Source organism: Scandinavium goeteborgense, assembly GCF_003935895.2.
In the GTDB taxonomy this organism is placed as follows: Bacteria; Pseudomonadota; Gammaproteobacteria; order Enterobacterales; family Enterobacteriaceae; genus Scandinavium; species Scandinavium goeteborgense.
Window position 1 is genome coordinate 202,975 of the sequence record NZ_CP054058.1, and the last position, 19,424, is coordinate 222,398.

18 protein-coding genes and 1 riboswitch are annotated in these 19,424 nt (G+C 54.4%); of the genes, 9 read left to right on the plus strand and 9 right to left on the minus strand.

From position 1 onward, the window contains the following. Positions 1 to 2 precede the first annotated feature (2 nt). A complete protein-coding gene (locus A8O29_RS01660; protein ID WP_125351790.1) occupies positions 3 to 1,655 on the minus strand; it encodes an alpha,alpha-trehalase in 1,653 nt (550 codons plus the stop codon). A gap of 377 nt (positions 1,656 to 2,032) precedes the next feature. Here A8O29_RS01660 and A8O29_RS01665 point away from each other — a divergent pair, with 377 nt between their 5' ends. Then, complete coding sequence (locus A8O29_RS01665; protein WP_125351798.1) at positions 2,033 to 3,124, plus strand: serine hydrolase domain-containing protein; 1,092 nt, start codon at positions 2,033 to 2,035, stop codon at positions 3,122 to 3,124. Positions 3,125 to 3,130: 6 nt separating this feature from the next. Here A8O29_RS01665 and A8O29_RS01670 read toward each other — a convergent pair whose 3' ends face one another. The 3 genes from A8O29_RS01670 to A8O29_RS01680 all read right to left on the minus strand — a co-directional run bounded on the left by A8O29_RS01670 (position 3,131) and on the right by A8O29_RS01680 (position 5,839). Beyond that, positions 3,131 to 3,382, minus strand: a complete 252-nt coding sequence (locus tag A8O29_RS01670) for a hypothetical protein (protein ID WP_125351789.1) — start codon at positions 3,380 to 3,382, stop codon at positions 3,131 to 3,133. Between the two features lie 191 nt (positions 3,383 to 3,573). Then, positions 3,574 to 4,926: a glutathione-disulfide reductase gene (gorA, locus tag A8O29_RS01675; RefSeq protein WP_125351788.1), complete on the minus strand. Its 1,353-nt coding sequence runs from the start codon at positions 4,924 to 4,926 to the stop codon at positions 3,574 to 3,576. A gap of 70 nt (positions 4,927 to 4,996) precedes the next feature. Next, positions 4,997 to 5,839, minus strand: coding sequence for a 23S rRNA (adenine(2030)-N(6))-methyltransferase RlmJ (locus tag A8O29_RS01680; protein ID WP_110510211.1), 843 nt, complete (start codon positions 5,837 to 5,839; stop codon positions 4,997 to 4,999). A gap of 168 nt (positions 5,840 to 6,007) precedes the next feature. Here A8O29_RS01680 and A8O29_RS01685 point away from each other — a divergent pair, with 168 nt between their 5' ends. From A8O29_RS01685 to rsmJ, 3 genes are all read left to right on the plus strand, one after another. Then, positions 6,008 to 7,216 (plus strand): acid phosphatase, encoded by a 1,209-nt coding sequence (locus tag A8O29_RS01685; RefSeq protein WP_125351787.1) that lies wholly within the window; start codon positions 6,008 to 6,010, stop codon positions 7,214 to 7,216. A gap of 153 nt (positions 7,217 to 7,369) precedes the next feature. Continuing rightward, complete coding sequence (gene prlC, locus A8O29_RS01690) at positions 7,370 to 9,412, plus strand: oligopeptidase A (RefSeq protein WP_125351786.1); 2,043 nt, start codon at positions 7,370 to 7,372, stop codon at positions 9,410 to 9,412. A 7-nt stretch (positions 9,413 to 9,419) separates the two neighbouring features. Next, positions 9,420 to 10,175, plus strand: a complete 756-nt coding sequence (rsmJ, locus tag A8O29_RS01695; RefSeq protein ID WP_125351785.1) for a 16S rRNA (guanine(1516)-N(2))-methyltransferase RsmJ — start codon at positions 9,420 to 9,422, stop codon at positions 10,173 to 10,175. Positions 10,176 to 10,266: 91 nt separating this feature from the next. Here the strand turns inward: rsmJ and uspA are convergent, their stop codons facing one another. Continuing rightward, entirely contained in the window at positions 10,267 to 10,704 is a 438-nt protein-coding gene (uspA, locus tag A8O29_RS01700; protein WP_003861223.1) for a universal stress protein UspA, read from the minus strand. Between the two features lie 428 nt (positions 10,705 to 11,132). Between uspA and uspB the strand changes: the two genes are divergently transcribed. Continuing rightward, positions 11,133 to 11,468 carry a universal stress protein UspB gene (uspB, locus tag A8O29_RS01705; RefSeq protein ID WP_097163345.1) on the plus strand — a complete coding sequence of 112 codons (336 nt, stop codon included), beginning with the start codon at positions 11,133 to 11,135 and terminating at the stop codon, positions 11,466 to 11,468. Between the two features lie 75 nt (positions 11,469 to 11,543). Here uspB and pitA read toward each other — a convergent pair whose 3' ends face one another. Beyond that, positions 11,544 to 13,040: an inorganic phosphate transporter PitA gene (gene pitA / locus A8O29_RS01710; RefSeq protein WP_125351784.1), complete on the minus strand. Its 1,497-nt coding sequence runs from the start codon at positions 13,038 to 13,040 to the stop codon at positions 11,544 to 11,546. 231 nt (positions 13,041 to 13,271) lie between these two features. Between pitA and A8O29_RS01715 the strand changes: the two genes are divergently transcribed. Both A8O29_RS01715 and A8O29_RS22580 read left to right on the plus strand, forming a co-directional pair. After that, the gene (locus A8O29_RS01715) at positions 13,272 to 14,465 is read left to right on the plus strand and encodes a BaiN/RdsA family NAD(P)/FAD-dependent oxidoreductase (RefSeq protein WP_125351783.1); all 1,194 of its coding nucleotides are present in this window, start codon (positions 13,272 to 13,274) and stop codon (positions 14,463 to 14,465) included. A 122-nt stretch (positions 14,466 to 14,587) separates the two neighbouring features. Continuing rightward, positions 14,588 to 14,767, plus strand: coding sequence for a hypothetical protein (locus A8O29_RS22580; RefSeq protein ID WP_110510204.1), 180 nt, complete (start codon positions 14,588 to 14,590; stop codon positions 14,765 to 14,767). 59 nt (positions 14,768 to 14,826) lie between these two features. Here A8O29_RS22580 and A8O29_RS01720 read toward each other — a convergent pair whose 3' ends face one another. Beyond that, positions 14,827 to 15,837 (minus strand): magnesium transporter, encoded by a 1,011-nt coding sequence (locus tag A8O29_RS01720; RefSeq protein ID WP_125351782.1) that lies wholly within the window; start codon positions 15,835 to 15,837, stop codon positions 14,827 to 14,829. Positions 15,838 to 15,893: 56 nt separating this feature from the next. Further along, positions 15,894 to 16,076: riboswitch (M-box (ykoK) riboswitch) on the minus strand. Between the two features lie 75 nt (positions 16,077 to 16,151). Then, entirely contained in the window at positions 16,152 to 16,517 is a 366-nt protein-coding gene (locus A8O29_RS01725; RefSeq protein ID WP_159464829.1) for an NlpC/P60 family protein, read from the minus strand. Between A8O29_RS01725 and A8O29_RS01730 the strand changes: the two genes are divergently transcribed. Continuing rightward, positions 16,500 to 16,706 carry a hypothetical protein gene (locus A8O29_RS01730; RefSeq protein WP_168713816.1) on the plus strand — a complete coding sequence of 69 codons (207 nt, stop codon included), beginning with the start codon at positions 16,500 to 16,502 and terminating at the stop codon, positions 16,704 to 16,706. The genes A8O29_RS01725 and A8O29_RS01730 overlap by 18 nt on opposite strands. Before the next feature lie 257 nt (positions 16,707 to 16,963). Here A8O29_RS01730 and A8O29_RS01735 read toward each other — a convergent pair whose 3' ends face one another. Beyond that, on the minus strand, positions 16,964 to 17,527 hold the full coding sequence (locus A8O29_RS01735) for a LuxR C-terminal-related transcriptional regulator (protein WP_125351780.1): 564 nt from the start codon (positions 17,525 to 17,527) through the stop codon (positions 16,964 to 16,966). Between the two features lie 757 nt (positions 17,528 to 18,284). Here A8O29_RS01735 and arnB point away from each other — a divergent pair. Then, on the plus strand, positions 18,285 to 19,424 hold the full coding sequence (arnB, locus tag A8O29_RS01740) for a UDP-4-amino-4-deoxy-L-arabinose aminotransferase (RefSeq protein WP_125351779.1): 1,140 nt from the start codon (positions 18,285 to 18,287) through the stop codon (positions 19,422 to 19,424).

Genomic DNA, 19,424 nt, shown 5'->3' on the forward strand with positions numbered 1-19,424 from the left:
CGTTACGGTTCGCCGTACAGACCCATCAGGCGGCGCGCCACGCCGTTGGTCCAGCCGAAGCCGTCCTGTAACGGATATTCTCCGCCGCCCCCTTCACGGGGCGTACCGGTGGCGATGTGATATTTCTCAATCACCTTCTGATGGTGCTGATAAAAGTGGTTCACGGTTTTCAGCCAGCTACGGGCGATTTCATCGCCCAACGCGTCGTTGCCGTACAGCTTGAAGCCCTGAATCGCCATCCATTGCAGCGGTGCCCAGCCGTTGGGGAAGTCCCACTGCTCGCCGCTGTCGTACTCGGTAGTGAGGATCCCGCCGGGTGTCAGCAGTCTTGTGCGCACCGCGGTGTCGAGTTTATCCGCCTGTTCATGCGTGGCCATGCCGACGTACAGCGGCACCATGCTGGCGGCAGAAAACAGCGCCAGCTCTTCGCGACGCCAGTCGTAGTCGCGATAACAGCCCTGTTCGTCATCCCACAGATAGCGCGTCACCGCCGCCCGGCGTTCGCTGGCCTTATGGCGGAACTCGGCTTCGGTTTCCCGATCGCCTTTGGCACCGGAAATATTGGCGATGGTGCTTTCCAGCTTGAACAGAAAGGCGTTCAAATCGATGGGAATAAACTGGGTGGTGCGGATACTCGCCAGGCGCGTGGTGTCCCGCAGCCAGCGCGAAGAATAATCCCAGCCGGACTCTGCCCCGGCGCGTAAATCGCGATACACCTCATTCGGTGGTCGGCCTGAATGGCGCGCGGTTTCCACATCTTCCAGCCACGATTCATCGCGCGGGGTATCACGGTCGTCCCAGTAACGGTTGAGCAGCGAACCGTCCGGCATGCGCACCACATGGCGCCACGCCTGGTTCGGCAACAGGTTTCCAGACCCGTCCATCCAGAAGTTGTATTCCATTTTCAGATGGTCGAGATAGCGTTTCGCGCCGCGCACGCCGTCTTCTTCAAACAGCTCCACCATCAGGGCGAATACCGGCGGCTGCGAGCGGCTGAGGTAATAGGTGCGGTTGCCGTTCGGGATGTGGCCGTAGCGCTCAATCATCCACGCGAAGTTATCGGCCATGCATTTGAGCAAGTCCCCTCGACCACTTTCCGCCAGGCCGAGCATGGTGAAATAGGAGTCCCAGTAATAGGTCTCGGTGAAGCGTCCGCCGGGTACGATATACGCCTGCGGCAGCGCCAGCAGGGAGGACCAGGGTATGTGATCCTGCGGCTCGCGCGTTAGCACTGGCCACAGCGTGTCGATATGGTCTTTGAGCGATTTGCTGGGGTCGGAAACGTAGTCGTCGCTGTGGTCTTCCGGCAGCCAGAAATGCTCCTCAACGAAGGTTTTCAGATTAAAACCGGGCTGACGTTTTTGCTGGCGGAAGCGGATCAGGATATCCAGCGGGTCCATTCTCGGCGCGCAGTCGGGGAAGGTTTTGCTGTCGGCAAAGATTCGTGCCGACTGGACGCGCTCAAACAGCTCCATATAGCGGTCTGCGGGAGTCAACGCGTCGGACGCGGGCATCCCTTCGATCATTTCCGGTTCGGGCTCAACCTCGAACATTTCATCCAGTTTTAATTCGCACGGATCAGTGAGATAGCAAAGCTCAGACTCGATGGTCTGCGCTTCGTCGGTGTCCGGGTTGCGTAATTTCTGGTTGAGCATAGGGTAAAACCTCCGGATAGCGTCAAAACAAGGAGCCGGAAAAAAATCCGGCACACTATTAAGCGTAGACATTCGCTTCGATGTCTGGGGGCAAAAGCGTGCGCTTTGTCACGTTTATCGGCTTTTTCCCAAACGTGATTTTCGTCTAATCGGATGTTTTAACGCAAAAATCAGTGAAAATGAGTCGAATTGATGGTTTATCACTTTCAGAGCTTTCACTTTGCAACCAATTATGAATATCGTTATGGTCTTGCCCTCCATCGATTTGTACACATTATGCACTTTATTAAACGGGAAGGTCCGTGTTGAAAGGGTTAATACTCCCTGGGCTGATAGCGTCTGCGCTGCTGACAGGCTGCGCCGGCACGTTGTCGCAAATGAATATGCCTTCCAGTGAAGTAAAGCAGGTGGCGCAAAACGGACGAGTCCTTTCCGTTAATGAGCTGGTCACCGAATATATGCAAAGCAAACAGGTGCCGGGCATGGTGGTCGCCGTCATTCAGCATAATGGCCCGCCGAAGTTCTATTGTTACGGCATTACCGATGCCAAAAACCACTACCCGATAACGCCGGATACCCTGTTTGCGCTGGGCTCCTTGAGCAAAGGCATTACCGCAGAAGTGGTGACGTTGATGGTGAACGAAGGGCGTCTACACTGGGACGACACCTTAGCCACGCTGCTGCCGCCGGGAACGCCGCTGAGCGCAGACGCGCAAAACATCACCCTATTACAGCTGGTGACGCACACTTCGGGCCTGCCGCGTCAGCCGATGAATCTGCTGTCGCTGGAGCATCTGGTGAGTTACCTGCGCGACGGCGAGAATTTCTATCAGGATTTGGACAGCGATGGCGTGCTGAATTACCTCAGCACCTTCCGTGCGCCGCTCACGCATGAGCCGCGCTACTCGAATATTGGTTACGCCATTCTCGGCTATGTCCTGAAATACAATACCGGCGAGTCGATTGAAACGCTTTCTGAGCAGCAGATATTCCAGCCGCTGGGCATGAAAAGCTCGAGCTTTGACCCGGAAAGTTTGCGTTCCTTCCCGCAGCGCGCGCTGGGACACGCGGGCGATCAGCCGAAATTCATCGCCCGTGGCGCATTAACGCCGGACTGGGAATTCAGCAATAATATGGTCGGCGCGGCCAGCCTGTATAGCGACGCGCGCGATCTCATTGAATACGCCCGGGCGCATTTCTCGCCAACGCAGAATGTCACGCTGAATAAAGTCTTTACTGACGTTAGCGTCGATTATTTCCCGCGAGAAAAAGAAGCGGCCAATATTGCATGGATAACAGATACCTACGGCCAACAAAAAATAACCTATCAGGTGGGATATATTGGCGGTTATTCCAGTTATATCGGTTTCGATAAAGAAAACCAGAATGCGGTGGTGGTACTTCAGAATAGTTTTAACTGGAGTAATTATATTGGGCATGCACTATTACGGCATATCATGCCCGAATAATTTTGCTTACCACTTCTGATCGCGTGCATCCTGACGACCGTCGCGGCGGTTTTCACGCTTGTCCTGACGGCAAGACGAATTGCTCTTGTCGTCATCCCTGACGCAATCACGTTTCTCTTCCCGGCCCGTAGAGCGCGCATCCTGACGGGTGTCGCGTGCGTCCTGACGGTTATCGCTGCGGTTCGTGGCGTGTGCGGAAAGCGTCACGGCGGGCAGCAGCATCGCCGCAGTCACCAGAGTCAGTATTGTTTTTTTCATGAAATTAACGCCTTATAAAATAAAGATAGCTTGCGAATTAATGAAAAGCAGGGCGTATTTTACGGAGTTCTTGATCAACAATAGTACAAATTGTGCGGAGCAGAATGGCTGTATGCGGAGTTTTCGACGGAGTGAAAAAGCAAAAAAAAGCCTCGTGAAAACACGAGGCTTTTAATATTCATGATGAAGAATTAACGCATGGTAACGAATTCTTCAGACGCGGTCGGGTGAATCGCGACGGTATTGTCGAAGTCTTTTTTGGTTGCACCCATTTTCAGCGCCACCGCAAAGCCTTGCAGAATTTCGTCCATACCAAAACCGATGCCGTGAATACCGACTATTTTCTCTTCCGGGCCGACGCACACCAGCTTCATGCGGCATGGCTGACGGTGAGACGTCACCGCGGTGTACATCGCGGTGAAGGAGGATTTATACACCTTCACGGCGTCTGCGCCGTACTGCTCAACCGCCTGCGGTTCGGAAAGTCCCACGGTACCGATCGGTGGATGGCTGAACACTACCGTTGGAATGTTGCTGTAATCCAGATGCTCGTCCGGCTTGTTGTTGAACAGGCGCTCGGAGAGACGACGACCTGCGGCCACCGCGACAGGGGTCAGTTCCACCGCACCGGTGTTATCGCCTACCGCGTAAATCCCCGGCACGCTGGTGTTCTGGAACTTATCGACAACGATATAGCCTTTGTCGTTGGTTTTCACACCGGTTGCCGCGAGATTGAAGTTGTCCGTTTCTGGTTCACGGCCAATCGCCCAAATTAGAGCATCGACGGTCTGGCTACGGCCATCTTCCAGCTCAAGCGTCAGGCTGCCATCGGCATTTTTAACCACCGCTTTCGGCACCGCGTGGGTGTGCAGCGTTGGGCCTTCGGCTGCCATCACTTCAACCAGCGTTTCGATGATCATCGGATCAAAGCTGCGAAGCGGCGCGTGTTTACGCACGAACAGGTGCGTTTCGGCACCCAGCCCGTTGATAACGCCCGCCAGTTCAACCGCGATATAACCCGCGCCCACGACGGCAACGCGTTTTGGCAACGAGGGCAGTGCGAAGAAACCGTCGGAATCAATGCCGAATTCCACGCCCGGAATAGACGGGTGGCTCGGACGACCGCCGGTGGCAATCAGGATATGGTCCGCAGTCAGGGTTTCGCCGTTCACTTCGATGGTTTTTTCATCGATAAAGCGCGCAAAGCCTTTGATAACATCCACGTTGTTTTTGCCCAGCACGGTGTCGTACGAGGTGTGGATACGGTCAATGTAGGCGCTGCGGCTGGAAACCAGTTTGTTCCAGTCGAAGTGATTGATGGTGGTATCGAAGCCATAATCCGGGCCGTACATGTGGATGGCCTCGCGAATTTGCGCCGCATGCCACATCACTTTCTTCGGTACACAACCGACGTTAACGCAGGTGCCACCGAGCTCTTTGGCTTCAATCAGCGCACATTTCTGGCCGTACATTGCCGCGCGGTTGATGGAGGCGATGCCGCCGCTGCCGCCGCCGATGGCGATGTAGTCATAATGCTTAGTCATAGCTTCTTCCTTAATCGTTGATTGCCGCGATTGTATACCTGGTATCCATAGGTTCCACCGATGATTGCGATTACTCCGGCACGATCCAACTTACGGTGGCGTGACCGGTGCCCGCCGGAACCAGCTTTTTATGCAGCCATGGCAGAACGTTTTTCATCTGCTGCTCGAGCTTCCACGGCGGGTTGATAACAATCATGCCCGAGGCGGTCATGCCGCGCTGATCGCTGTCCGGACGCACCGCCAGTTCGATTTGCAGAATGCGACGAATGCCGGTGGCTTCGAGCTCTTTAATCATGCGTTTGATTTGCGCGCGCAGAACCACCGGATACCACAGCGCGTAGGTGCCGGTGGCGAAGCGCTTGTAGCCTTCGTTGATGCCGGTCACTACCGCCTGATAATCGGTTTTGATTTCATACGGTGGGTCAATCAGTACCAGTCCACGACGCGATGCCGGTGGCAGCTTGGATTTAAGCTGCTGATAGCCGTCGGATTTTTCTACGCGGGCGCGGTCATCTTTCTGGAATTCGGAACGCAGCAGCGGGAAATCGCTTGGGTGCAGTTCGGTCAGGTTCAGGCTGTCCTGCTCACGCAGCAGCTGGCGCGCAATCAGCGGGGAACCTGGATAGTAGCGCAGCTGGCCGCTACGGTTGAAGTGCTGCACGACGCTGATGTAAGGCTCAAGTTCTGCCGGTAAATCGTCCTGCTGCCAGATGCGGGCGATGCCTTCCAGATACTCACCGGTGCGCTCCGCATGTTCGCCGCTCAACTGGTAACGACCGGCGCCTGCGTGGGTGTCGAGATAGAGAAACGGTTTTTCTTTCTCTTTCAGCGATTCAATGATTAGGCTCTGAACGGTGTGTTTGAGGACGTCGGCATGGTTGCCAGCGTGAAAGCTGTGGCGATAACTGAGCATGGATACGGGAGTTCCGAAATAATAAACGATGCCGACAGTTTACCGCAGATTGCCGGGGATTACCGCCGAAGCTGAGCGCGACGGTGATTCCCGCTGTCATAAATGTGTCAAAGAGATGCGCTAGCGTCGGATTCAGGCAAGGTAATTCATTGAATCCAGGATAAAAAAATGACTAAACACTCTACGCTTCTTGCAGCCGCGCTACTACTGGCGCTCCCCGCCCTGGCTAAAGAAACCCCGATAGACACGGCGGCACAGCTGGCGGCGCTGCGTCATGCGCTGCAAAACGGCGAGCCAACGCTCACGCGGGATGGGCTGGAAAAAGCGAAGCAGTCATCCACTCAGGCGGATACCGCGTGGCTCAAGGCCAGTGGTTATGATTTCCAGACTAAAGCCCGTCAGCAGGCGGGCATTGCGCTGCTCTCTGCGTTCAGCTCGCTGCCCACCGGAACACTAGCGGCCAGCCTGAAAACAGTAACTGACATCAACCGCGATGCGCCCGCAGCCACGCGGCATCAGGCTCTGACCGATGCCGAGGGCATCAGCTATCTCTATTTTCTCAGCGATGCGCTGGGGCCGCGTCTGGGCAAGGCGTTCATCACCGCCTATGACCAGGGCGAACTGAACAAAGCGGCGGCGCTGATTAAAGCCAGCGAAGTCAGTACCGGCGCGGCGAAAAAGTACTTCAACTACGCGCGGCCGTTCCTGGTGCAGGGCAACACCATTCATTTGGTGCCGGACGACACGGTGGTGAAAGACAACCAGCTTTACACCGCCGACGGCGGCTCGTTCCCGAGCGGGCACACCAATACCGGCGTGACCGACGCGCTGCTGATGGCGCAGATGATCCCCGAACGCTACGACGCGCTGGTGACCCGCGGCGCACGCTACGGCTATTCGCGCATTGTGCTTGGGGTGCATTACCCGCTGGACGTGATGGGCTCGCGGATGGTGGCGCAAAGCAACGTGGCGTATGACCTCAACGACCCGAAATACCGGGCGCTGTTCAACGACGCTCGCGATCAGCTGCGCGCCGCGCTGGCAAAAGCGTGCGGCATGACGCTGGCGGAATGCGCAAAAACCGACGGCAAAGATGACCCATATCGCGACCCGGCGATGCAGGCGTTTTACCGCTTCACTCTGAGCTACGATTTGCCGCAGCAGAAAGGGGAGTCAGCCGCGCTGATGGTGCCGCAGGGCGCGGAAGTGCTGCTGGAAAGTGCGTTGCCAAACACGTCGGCGCAGCAACGTCGTGCGCTGATGGTGAAAACCGCGCTGCCCGCCGGGTATCCGCTTTCCGGCACCACGCCAGATCAGCAATTCTGGCAACGTCTGGACCTGTCTGCCGCGTATGCCGCCGGACAGCATTTGCAGTAAAGGTTTGCCGGGTGATGGCGTGTTGCGCCTTACCCGGCCTATAAAAACTGAAAGCCTGCTGCCATTGAAATCCTCTACACTTATCCCCATTCTACCAAGATATGTGTCGCGCCGGACGTGCGCCTTATTCACTCTTTCAACAGGACAGCGCTTATGACCAATCCATTACTGACGCCTTTCGAACTACCTCCGTTTTCGAAAATCCAGCCTGAACACGTGGTTCCTGCGGTCACCAAAGCGCTGGACGACTGCCGCACGTCGGTAGAAAGCGTGGTGGCGCAGGGCGCGCCGTACAGCTGGGAAAATCTCTGTCAGCCGCTGGCTGAAGTGGACGACGTGCTGGGCCGTATTTTCTCCCCGGTCAGCCACCTGAATTCCGTCAAAAACAGCCCGGAGCTGCGCGAAGCCTATGAGCAAACGCTGCCGCTGCTGTCCGAGTACAGCACCTGGGTCGGTCAGCATGAAGGGCTGTATCAGGCCTATCGCGACCTGCGCGAAGGCGACAACTATGCGGGCCTTAACACCGCGCAGAAGAAAGCGGTCGATAACGCGCTGCGTGATTTTGAGCTGTCCGGGATTGGCCTGTCGAAAGAGAAACAGAAACGCTATGGCGAAATCGCCGCGCGTCTGTCCGAGTTAGGCAACCAGTACAGCAACAACGTGCTCGACGCCACCATGGGCTGGACCAAACTGGTCACCGATGAAGCTGAGCTGGCCGGGATGCCGGAAAGCGCCTTGGCGGCGGCAAAAGCGCAGGCTGAAGCCAAAGAGCAGGAAGGCTATCTGCTGACGCTGGATATCCCGAGCTATTTGCCGGTGATGACCTATTGCGACAACCAGGCACTGCGTGAAGAGATGTACCGTGCGTACACCACGCGTGCGTCCGACCAGGGCCCGAACGCCGGGAAATGGGACAACAGCCCGGTGATGGAAGAGATCCTCGCCCTGCGTCACGAACTGGCTCAACTGCTGGGCTTCGAAAGCTACGCGGTTAAATCCCTCGCCACCAAAATGGCGGAAAACCCACAGCAGGTGCTCGATTTCCTGACCGATCTAGCAAAACGCGCCCGTCCGCAGGGTGAGAAAGAGCTGGCTCAGCTGCGCGCCTACGCGAAAGCCGAATTTAGCGTGGACGAACTGCAGCCGTGGGACATCGCTTACTACAGCGAAAAACAGAAACAGCATCTGTACAGCATCAGCGACGAGCAGCTGCGTCCGTACTTCCCTGAAAACAAAGCCGTTAACGGCCTGTTCGAAGTGGTGAAGCGCATTTACGGCATCACCGCGAAAGAGCGCACCGACATCGAAGTGTGGAACCCGGAAGTGCGTTTCTTCGAGCTGTACGACGACAAGAACGAACTGCGCGGCAGCTTCTATCTCGACCTCTACGCGCGTGAACACAAGCGCGGCGGGGCGTGGATGGACGACTGCGTGGGCCAGATGCGTAAAGCCGATGGTTCGCTGCAAAAGCCAGTGGCCTATCTGACCTGTAACTTCAACCGTCCGGTGAGCGGCAAACCCGCGCTGTTTACCCACGATGAAGTGATCACCCTTTTCCACGAATTCGGTCACGGGCTGCACCACATGCTGACCCGCATCGAAACCGCCGGCGTTTCGGGTATCAGCGGTGTGCCGTGGGATGCCGTCGAACTGCCGAGCCAGTTTATGGAAAACTGGTGCTGGGAACCGGATGCGCTGGCGTTCATCTCCGGCCATTACGAAACCGGCGAACCGCTGCCGAAAGAACTGCTGGATAAAATGCTGGCGGCGAAAAACTACCAGGCGGCGATGTTTGTTCTGCGCCAGCTGGAGTTCGGTCTGTTCGATTTCCGTCTGCACGCCGAGTTTAACCCGGAGCAGGGCGCGAAAATTCTCGACACCCTGGCTGAAATCAAGAAGCAGGTTTCCGTGGTGCCGGGTCCGTCGTGGGGCCGTTTCCCACACGCTTTCAGCCACATTTTCGCGGGCGGTTACGCGGCGGGTTACTACAGCTACCTGTGGGCCGACGTGCTGGCGGCAGACGCCTTCTCCCGCTTCGAAGAAGAAGGGATTTTCAACCGCGAAACCGGACAGTCGTTCCTCGACAATATCCTGAGCCGGGGTGGTTCAGAAGAGCCGATGACGCTGTTCAAACGCTTCCGTGGACGTGAACCGCAGCTGGACGCGATGCTTGAGCATTACGGCATCAAGGGCTGATCGTTTCGTGAAAATCTGTTTAGTTGATGAATCAGGCGCCAGTGATGGCGCCTTATCTGTTCTGGCGGCCCGCTGGGCGCTGGAACACGATGCGGATAACCTGATGGCGCTGGTGTTAACGCCGGAGCATCTTGAATTACGTAAACGCGATGAGCCAAAGCTTGGTGGCATCTTCGTGGATTTTGTCGGCGGCGCGATGGCGCATCGCCGCAAATTCGGCGGCGGTCGTGGCGAAGCGGTGGCTAAAGCGGTTGGGGTGAAAGGCAGCTATCTGCCGGACGTCGTCGACGCGACGGCGGGGTTAGGGCGCGATGCGTTTGTGCTGGCGTCCGTCGGTTGTCGTGTGCGAATGCTGGAACGTAACCCGGTGGTCGCGGCGCTGCTCGATGATGGTCTGGCGCGTGGTTATGCCGACCGGGAAATCGGGAGTTGGCTGCGGGAGCGTTTACAGCTCATTCATGCCTCCAGCCTGACGGCGCTGACTGATATCACACCGCGTCCGCAGGTGGTTTACCTCGACCCGATGTTTCCGCATAAGCAGAAAAGCGCGCTGGTGAAAAAGGAAATGCGGGTGTTTCAGTCGCTGGTCGGCCCGGATTTAGATGCCGATGGTCTGCTGGGGCCTGCGCAACAGTTGGCGACCAAGCGGGTGGTGGTGAAGCGCCCGGATTATGCGCCGCCGTTAGCCGACGTCGCCACGCCGAATGCGGTGGCCACCAAAGGGCATCGGTTTGATATTTATGCGGGTACGGCTGAGGGTTAGTGCGGTCTGATGCCCTCTCCCACAGGGAGAGGGAGAAAAACCAGTTCCCTCTCCCTGTGGGAGAGGGCTAGGGAGAGGGGTTACACGATAATTACTCGTCTTCTTCATCACGCAGCGGAACAATCAGCATATCCACATGAACGGTATTAATCAGCTGACGAGCAGACGACATCAGTTTGCTCCAGAAATCCTGATGATGACCGCACACCACCAAATCCATATCGTATTTCTTGATAGCGTCGACCAGAACCTGGCCGAGATCGCCGCTGCCGCTGAGGGTTTCTGTGATCGGATACCCGGCGTTGGTGGAGAGCTCGCTTAACGCGTGGTGCGTCTCCTCCGAAATGCGTTTCTGCATATCACCCAAATTGACATCAATCAGGCCGGTGTAGAGATCGGAGTAGTTCACATCGACATGAATCAGGGAAACTTTCGCGTTATACGGGCGCGCCATTGAGACTGCTTTGTCGACCAGGACTTTGCTTTCCGGGGAGAGGTCAACCGCGATAAGAATGTGTTTGTAAGCCATAGTGTTACTCCTTCCTTAAGTCTGTGTATACCCGTCATACTTCAAGCTGCATGCGCGTTGGCTGCCTCCGCTCACCCCCAATCACTTACTTAAGTAAGCTCTTGGGGTTCTCAGCCTTGCCGCCTTCCTGCAACTCGAATTATTTTGGGTGTAGTTACTAAATAGTGTAGACAACCTCACCTTAAAACGAGCCTCAAGTTACGTCAATGACCCTTGATCACCAATCAGTTAAACAAATAATCGCGTTTTAACTATTGATAACGATTAACGATGTGGCAAAAAAATCAGCGGATCTCCTACACTATTTAAAGAGTCGGTCGGATACGTTAATGTGACCGGATTCTCACTCTTTCACTGACTGTCTGTTGAGTTTCGGGTTGCGGTAGTCCCGGAGGAAGTCTCCGTGGGCCGGTCGCCGGGGAGGAGCTATGGTAAGCACTGTCGCACTATTTTGGGCTTTGTGTATTGTGTGTGTAGTGAATATGGCGCGCTATTTCTCATCGTTGCGCGCCCTGCTGGTGGTGCTGCGAGGTTGCGATCCTTTACTCTATCAGTATGTGGATGGCGGAGGTTTTTTCACCTCCCACGGTCAGCCGGGAAAACAGGTGCGTCTGGTGTGGTATATCTATGCGCAGCGTTACCGCGATCATCATGATGATGAGTTTATCCGCCGCTGTGAGCGTGTTCGCCGTCAGTTTGTCTTAACCAGTGCGCTGTGCGGCCTGGTCGTGATCAGCATGATTGCGTTAATGATTTGGCACTGACTGCTGCTCTATAAAGTACAGGCATAAAAAAACGGGTCAGTTTCCTGACCCGTTTTTGTCATGCTTTCAGGCTAATCAGATGAGCTTGAGGCTCAGCCAGTACAGTCCGCCAGAAAGAATAATCGCTGCTGGCAGAGTCAGAACCCACGCCATCAGGATGCTCGTCACGGTTTTGCGCTGTAAGCCGCCACCGTCAACGATCATCGTACCTGCAACAGAGGACGACAGAACGTGTGTGGTGGATACCGGCATCCCGGTGTAACTCGCCAGACCAATCGACACCGCCGCGGTCATCTGCGCTGACATGCCCTGAGCATAGGTCATGCCTTTCTTACCGATTTTCTCGCCGATAGTGGTCGCCACACGACGCCAGCCGATCATCGTACCAATGCCCAGCGCCAGTGCGACGGCCATGATAATCCAGATTGGAGCGTACTCGATGGTGCTCAGCATATCGGTTTTAAGTTTCTTCAGCAGACGCTGATCGTCATTGTTGACGTTCGGCAGCTTAGCCACTTTATCGGTGGTATCGGAGATGCACAGCAGGACGCGACGCATCTGGCTGCGTTGCTCGACGCTCAGCTTGTCGTAGCTCTCAATGTTATCCAGCATACCTTTCACGCGGCCTAACGCATTAAGGGTATTCGCCGGATGGCAATGGAACTCAGCAGGCTGGGTTGCGCCAGGCTCCGGAGACGGGATCAGCGGTTCAGAACTGGTCACTTTTGCCAGCAGATCAGGATGCTGCTGGAAATAGATTTCCACGTTGTTAATCGCATCACGGGTACGGGTGATTTCGTAGCCAGACGCATTCATGTTAACCACGAATCCAGCCGGTGCCACGCCAATCAGTACCAGCATCACCAGACCAATGCCTTTCTGACCATCGTTCGCGCCGTGGGAGAATGCCACGCCAATTGCGGAGATGATCAGGGCAATACGCGTCCAGAATGGCGGCTTTTTCTTGCCGTCTTTCTTTTCACGCTCAGCCGGCGTGAGGTGGATACGCGCCTTTTTCTTGGTGTTGCTCCAGTAACGACGCAGAATGAAAATTAAGCCACCGGCAACAACCAAACCGACGATAGGCGAAATAATCAGTGAACCGAAGATCCCAAGCACTTTCGGGATATTCAGCGCGTCCACCACCGAGGTGCCGGTCATCAGCGCATTGGTTAAACCAATACCGATAATGGCCCCGATCAGGGTGTGAGAGCTGGATGCCGGAAGGCCAAAATACCAGGTACCGAGGTTCCAGATAATGGCGGCCAACAGCATAGAGAAGACCATGGCGAGACCATGAGCAGAGCCCATATTCAGCAGCAAATCCGTTGGCAGCATATGCACGATCGCATAGGCTACGCTCAGACCGCCTAACAGTACGCCAAAGAAGTTGAAAATTGCCGCCATCGCCACCGCTAATTGCGAACGCATCGCGCGAGTGTAGATAACGGTCGCTACTGCGTTTGCGGTGTCGTGGAAGCCATTAATCGCTTCGTAAAACAACACAAATCCCAGAGCAAGCAATAACAAAAGCCCAGTATGCAAATCCAGGCCAGCAAACAAATGTAGCATAGGTACGTTACGCCATTTTGAGGACATGAACGCGGCGCATTATCCAGGACAAACGCAGCGTGGGCAAAGAGAAATATAGACTTTTATTGATATTTGTTCACTGTCGTAAAAATAGCGTCAGTAATTACCCTATATGTTTCAAAGGCATGACCAGATATGAAAAAATTCTTACTGGTCGTACCCGATGGGAAAATTTACACTTCCCGACATTCAAAACGAGAGGATAGGCGTGTGGAAAGGTTTGATGCCATTGTTGTCGGCGCAGGCGCGGCGGGAATGTTTTGTGCAGCGCAGGCGGGACAAGCGGGGGCGCGAGTGCTGCTTCTGGATAACGGCAAAAAGCCGGGCCGCAAGATTTTAATGTCCGGCGGCGGGCGCTGTAACTTCACCAATATGTACGTGGAACCCGCGGCATACCTGAGTCAGAACCCCCATTTCTGCAAATCGGCGCTGGCCCGTTACACCCAATGGGACTTCATCGAACTGGTCGGTAAATACGATATTGCATGGCATGAGAAAACCCTCGGCCAGCTGTTCTGTGACGATTCCGCGCAGCAGATTGTCGATATGCTGGTGGCGGAATGCGAAAAGGGCAACGTGGTTACCCGACTGCGCACCGAGATAATCAGCGTCGAACGTGACGACGACGGCTACACCTTGCAGTTGAACGGCGACACGGTGGCCGCGAAAAAGCTGGTGATCGCCAGCGGCGGGCTGTCGATGCCGGGCCTGGGCGCATCGCCGTTCGGTTATAAAATTGCCGAGCAGTTCGGGCTCAACGTCCTGCCGACCCGCGCGGGCCTGGTGCCGTTTACGCTGCACAAACCGCTGCTGGAACAACTGCAGGTGCTTTCCGGTGTTTCTGTGCCTGCGGTAATCACCGCGGACGACGGTACCGTTTTCCGCGAAAGTTTGCTGTTTACCCATCGCGGCCTGTCTGGCCCGGCGGTTCTGCAAATCTCCAGCTACTGGCAGTCCGGCGAATTCGTCAGCATCAACCTGTTGCCGGAGTGCGATCTCGAGACTTTCCTCGACGAACAGCGCAACGCGCACCCGAATCAAAGCCTGAAAAATACGCTGGCGATGCAGCTGCCAAAACGGCTGGTCGAGTGTTTGCAGCTGCTGGGTCAAATCCCGGATGTGCAGCTCAAACAGCTGAACAGTAAAGATCAGCAACAATTGGTGGAAACGCTCACTGACTGGCGCGTGCAGCCCAACGGGACTGAAGGTTATCGTACCGCCGAAGTGACGCTGGGCGGGGTCGATACCAACGAACTGTCTTCGCGCACCATGGAAGCCCGCAAAGCGCCGGGGCTCTACTTCATCGGCGAAGTGATGGACGTCACCGGCTGGCTCGGCGGCTATAACTTCCAGTGGGCCTGGGCGTCCGCGTGGGCGTGTGCACAGGAACTGGTAGATGCCTAAATCGTCATCAATCATGTGAACACGGAATAACCAAACCGCACGAAATAATTCCCTGTTTTTAACAAGGGAATGTACTATGTCGCACCCAATTAACAACACCTGGATGCAGGCACAGAGAACAAATGAATATTTACGCGGTTATTCTGACTACCTTTGCAGCGAAGTTCTTGTTCTCAGTCGTCGTCTATAAGAAAAACAAACACGTTTTTAAACGCATGAGTCTGCCGGCAAAAGGTGCGGTGATTGGTGGAAGCTGGGCCGCGAGTTACGGCCTGCTACAGCTGATAAACGGAATCATTTGATTCAAATTTTCTGAAAAAAAGGGCCAGCATCGTGCTGGCCCTTTTGTTTTTATCGCTCCTCAGCCTAGTCCAAGAAACGTCTGCGCAATTTTGAAGTAAATAATCAGCCCGGTACCGTCAATCAGGGTGGCAATAAATGGCGCGGAAACCACCGCCGGGTCGATCCCCACGCGCTTTAACACCATCGGAATCACCGACGACACCACCGCACTCCACAGCGTAATGCACACCAGCGTCAGACTGACGATCATCGTAATCTCCGGTCCAATGCCCATCATCCAGGCGCGGAAGCAGCCTGCCGCCCCGAGGGTGATAGCAATCAGCAACGACGTCGTCACTTCTTTGCGAATAACGCGGCCCATATCGCGCAGCCGCACTTCACCCAGCGCCATGGCGCGCACCAGAGTGGAGGTGATCTGCGTGCCGCTGTTACCGCCGGTGCCAATCAGCAGCGGAATAAAGAACGCCAGTGCAATCGCGGATTCCAGCGCCTCTTCAAAGTGCTGGATCACGCTGCTGGTGTACGCCTCGGCGACGAACAGCAGCAGGAGCCAAACAGAGCGCTTCTTCCACAGTGCCAGCGGGCTGGTTTCCAGATACGGCTGCTCCAGCGGCAGCGTGGCGCCCTGACGCTGCACGTCTTCGGTGACGTCGTCTGCCAGCAGACGGTCTATCTCCTTTTCCATCAGGCCGCCCACCAGAACGCCTTTATCAATCACCGGCACCACGCTGAGCTGACGATCCGCCAGCTGTGCGGCAACCTGCTGACGTTCGTCATCCGGTTTAACGTGAAACGTACAACTGTCCATCAGGGCGCAAATCGGCTGGCCCGTGTCCGCTTCCTGTAATAATTTTCGCACGGATAAAATGCCGCGCAGCTTATTTCCGGCAACCACAAAGACGTGCCCCGGAATATCGTCGTTCTGCAATTGAGACAGGAAAGATTCACGGGCTTCATGCACACAGAAATGATCGGCAAGGGCGATAAATTTCTCTGTCATGTAGTGTGAAAGCGTATCGCCGTCAAAGGTGGTTGCCGGAGCGACAGCCGTCAGGAGTTGTTGTGACATATTGATTTCCCTATAAATACATCTCACAGGGCGAACAAGACAGGAATAGCGAACTGAGCAGATCCCCACGTCCTGGATTTAGCACTGTACAACGTATCTGCCCGGCTAAACGCCGTCAGAAGTTATCTTGGCAACACCTTGATTCGATGGATGCCTGTATTTCCCTGTGTGGTCTCTCTCGATACCATCAGGGCGATAACTTATATTTGTACAGGAGCCTCGCCATAACGAGATCGTTAAAATGAGTCGCCATTATATTCAGAACGACTATTTGTACGAGGGAGAAATGGATCTGGTTGAGACTGTATTTAGAATTATCTCATTACCGAATCGGGCAGAACCTGACGCACCGCCAGTAAATGATGGTTCCAGTAAGGGCTGGTTAACTGTGAAATGGTGACGCCTTTGCGCCGGGAGGCGTGAATAAAGCGATTATCCCCGATATAAATCCCCACATGCCGCTGCACGCGCCCGGTTTTAAAGAACACCAGGTCGCCAATATGTGGCGCGCCTCGTCGGGCTTTCCTGCCTCTGCGCATTTGCTCGCCGGTAGTACGCGGCAGCTTCACGGCGAACGCTTCCTGATAAAGGCGACGGGTGAGGGCCGAACAGTCGATTGCTCTGTGTGAGTTGCCACCCAGACGGTAGCGCGTGCCTTTCCAGTGCTGATACTCGCTCATCAGGCGCGTACGGCGCTTAACGTTCCCTGTGGCTTTGGTTGTCTTAATGGCGACGGGCTTCGTATGGCGGGCATGATGATGAACATTGCGATGATAAGAATGACGATGATGAACATGGCGATGATGAGCATGACGAACGCGTGCGGCCTGCGCAGTGCAGTGAAAGGTAAACAGAAAACACATCAGTAAGGCCAGGCGCAGGGACATAATTGCTATCTAATCGACTATCATAAATTGAACAAAAAATGCTACAGGCGATCGATGCTACGTTTTTTAGTGGCGTTGAGCAATGCAAAAGACAACATTCGTTATTTTGAGCACAGAACTGATCTCAATCACTTTTAGCGGTGCAGCAAGAAAAGGCTTAAAAACGGTTATTTATGAATAACCGAAGGGCGCCGGGGAGAGTCATTCTCCCGGCGAAGATAAATCAATTTCTTGTGCTATCAGGCTTGTTGAGACAACAGGCCGTGCAGATGTGAACCGTTACTGCGTGAAATAGCCGTTTTGATACGTAACATCGCCAGCGTATTTTTCGATTTCATCCGCAGTTTATGCTGAATATTAACGCGATGGCCGCTGGCCGTTTTCTGTGAAATATCCAGTTCACGCGCGATTTTCACGTTCTGCAAATGGAACACATCGAGGATATCCAGTTCACGCTGGGTGAGGACATTCTGACGTGGTTTCGGGAAGTAGCGCACGATTTTCTGGATATAGTGCGGTGAGCACTCCATTGAAGAGAACACTACGTCGCCAATCTTAAAGCAGTGATCTTTAATGATATCCTGCATCAGTACCATGTACTTAAGGCTCAGCGTATTGACCTTTTTAATGAAGTAATCGCGCAGGAACAGGTTTTCTATTCCCACAACCAGATAGTTAGAGGGATTATAGGACTGTAAATACACATCAATATCATTCTTACAGATTATCTGGTGAGAATCGAATACTTGTGATTCGATTCCTGCGCACAGGTAATAGTTATCACTAACGAAGCTAATATTCATAACAGAAAGGTATTCCTGATCGGTATTTGAAGAAAATAGAAACAAGGGCTGTCGCGTTTAATTTTAAATTTTCGGTCGCCTGTTGGTCGGCCTAAACAGTACGGTTATTACCCTGCTGCTGTAAACGCCAATAGTGTTAAATGTCTTTTTTTAGACATTGGAGATAATAAATAACCCTTTGTTTTATAGTGAATTGTCTTTTTTTGACCAACTCATGGCAAAATATTAAGTTACATGTCGACGGTTTTTTTCGAAGAATTCCCTGAAAATGAACAGAGAATTTTCTGATGCCGGGAGGAATAGGGTGTGTCTGGGCCTGATGCCTCCGCGTGATGTTCACATCCGCAATGGGCCACCAAAAGGAAACCAGGGACACGGCGTGTTAACGCCTGGCGATATATTAAAACACGGTAGCCAACTCTTTCTTTTTCACAAAAGAATAGATTCTTCGTTTACCTTTCGTTGATGTTTTAGTTTCATTTGTCTTTCGTAACGTCATTACGAGTCGATGAAAACAAGTGATTTGCGGAAAAAATGCCACGCCTCTTAAACTGCTGAAACACAACATCTTATTTTTTATTTTCATCGTTCACTCTATTCTTAACATTATCCTAATGTAATCGGCATAAATTTAATTGTGTTGAGCTGTCGTTTATCAAATCGCGGTTTTCGATCCTATTTATTATTACTTCGTTTAACTCTGCGAGCGCAGGATGGTTGTTTGCTTTAACCACAACGTTCAGGGTAAGGATAATTAATGAGTGAATTTTTACCTTTCTCACGCCCATCGATGGGGGATGAGGAGTTTAACGCGCTGAAAGACGTGTTGCAGTCGGGCTGGATAACCACCGGGCCCAAAAATGCACAGCTTGAAGAGGCGTTTTGCACTCTGACCGGTAACCGCCATGCCATTGCCGTCAGCTCCGCCACCGGCGGGATGCACGTCACGCTGATGGCGCTCGGGATTGGCCCTGGCGACGAAGTGATCACTCCATCGCAAACCTGGGTCTCCACGCTCAACATGATTGAGCTGCTCGGCGCGACCCCGGTGATGATTGATGTCGATAACGACACGCTGATGGTCACGCCAGACGCGGTCGCCGCCGCCATTACGCCGCGCACCAAAGCGATTATTCCCGTTCACTACGCGGGCGCCCCGTGCGACATCGACGGTATTTATGCGGTTGCTGACCCGCACGGGATCCCGGTTATCGAAGACGCGGCCCACGCGGCGGGCACGTTGTACAAAGGCCAGCACGTTGGCGGCAAAGGCACGGCGATATTCTCCTTCCATGCGATCAAAAACATGACCTGCGCCGAAGGGGGCTTAGTCGTCACCGATAACGACGCGCTGGCGCAGCGTATTCGCAGCCTCAAATTCCACGGCCTGGGCGTTGATGCCTATGACCGCCAAACCCATGGCCGCGCACCGCAGGCGGAAGTGATTTCCCCTGGCTTCAAATACAACCTGGCGGATATCAACGCGGCGCTGGCGCTGGTCCAGCTCGGCAAACTGCCGCAGGCCAATCAGCGCCGGAACGAAATTGCACAACGCTATGTCACTGAACTGGCCGACACGCCGTTCCAGCCGTTGGCGATCCCCGCCTGGCCGCATCTGCACGCCTGGCATCTGTTCATTATTCGCGTGGATGAAACCCGCTGTGGTATCAGCCGTGATGGTCTGATGGAACAGCTCAAGGCTCAGGGCATCGGCACCGGGCTGCACTTCCGCGCCGCGCACACGCAAAAATATTACCGCGAACGCTATCCGCATCTCTCCCTGCCGAACACGGAGTGGAACAGCGCGCGTATTTGTTCTCTGCCTCTTTTCCCGGACATGACCCATGACGACACAACCCGCGTCATTTCTGCGCTGCATCAGCTCGCAGGACGTTGA

Excerpts from the sequence above, each read along its gene's own strand:
- A8O29_RS01660 (WP_125351790.1), bottom strand. The coding sequence starts at position 1,655 with ATGCTCAACCAGAAATTACGCAACCCGGACACCGACGAAGCGCAGACC.
- A8O29_RS01665 (WP_125351798.1), top strand. The coding sequence starts at position 2,033 with ATGAATATGCCTTCCAGTGAAGTAAAGCAGGTGGCGCAAAACGGACGA.
- A8O29_RS01670 (WP_125351789.1), bottom strand. The coding sequence starts at position 3,382 with ATGAAAAAAACAATACTGACTCTGGTGACTGCGGCGATGCTGCTGCCC.
- gorA (WP_125351788.1), bottom strand. The coding sequence starts at position 4,926 with ATGACTAAGCATTATGACTACATCGCCATCGGCGGCGGCAGCGGCGGC.
- A8O29_RS01680 (WP_110510211.1), bottom strand. The coding sequence starts at position 5,839 with ATGCTCAGTTATCGCCACAGCTTTCACGCTGGCAACCATGCCGACGTC.
- A8O29_RS01685 (WP_125351787.1), top strand. The coding sequence starts at position 6,008 with ATGACTAAACACTCTACGCTTCTTGCAGCCGCGCTACTACTGGCGCTC.
- prlC (WP_125351786.1), top strand. The coding sequence starts at position 7,370 with ATGACCAATCCATTACTGACGCCTTTCGAACTACCTCCGTTTTCGAAA.
- uspA (WP_003861223.1), bottom strand. The coding sequence starts at position 10,704 with ATGGCTTACAAACACATTCTTATCGCGGTTGACCTCTCCCCGGAAAGC.
- uspB (WP_097163345.1), top strand. The coding sequence starts at position 11,133 with ATGGTAAGCACTGTCGCACTATTTTGGGCTTTGTGTATTGTGTGTGTA.
- pitA (WP_125351784.1), bottom strand. The coding sequence starts at position 13,040 with ATGCTACATTTGTTTGCTGGCCTGGATTTGCATACTGGGCTTTTGTTA.
- A8O29_RS22580 (WP_110510204.1), top strand. The coding sequence starts at position 14,588 with ATGAATATTTACGCGGTTATTCTGACTACCTTTGCAGCGAAGTTCTTG.
- A8O29_RS01720 (WP_125351782.1), bottom strand. The coding sequence starts at position 15,837 with ATGTCACAACAACTCCTGACGGCTGTCGCTCCGGCAACCACCTTTGAC.
- A8O29_RS01725 (WP_159464829.1), bottom strand. The coding sequence starts at position 16,517 with ATGAGCGAGTATCAGCACTGGAAAGGCACGCGCTACCGTCTGGGTGGC.
- A8O29_RS01735 (WP_125351780.1), bottom strand. The coding sequence starts at position 17,527 with ATGAATATTAGCTTCGTTAGTGATAACTATTACCTGTGCGCAGGAATC.
- arnB (WP_125351779.1), top strand. The coding sequence starts at position 18,285 with ATGAGTGAATTTTTACCTTTCTCACGCCCATCGATGGGGGATGAGGAG.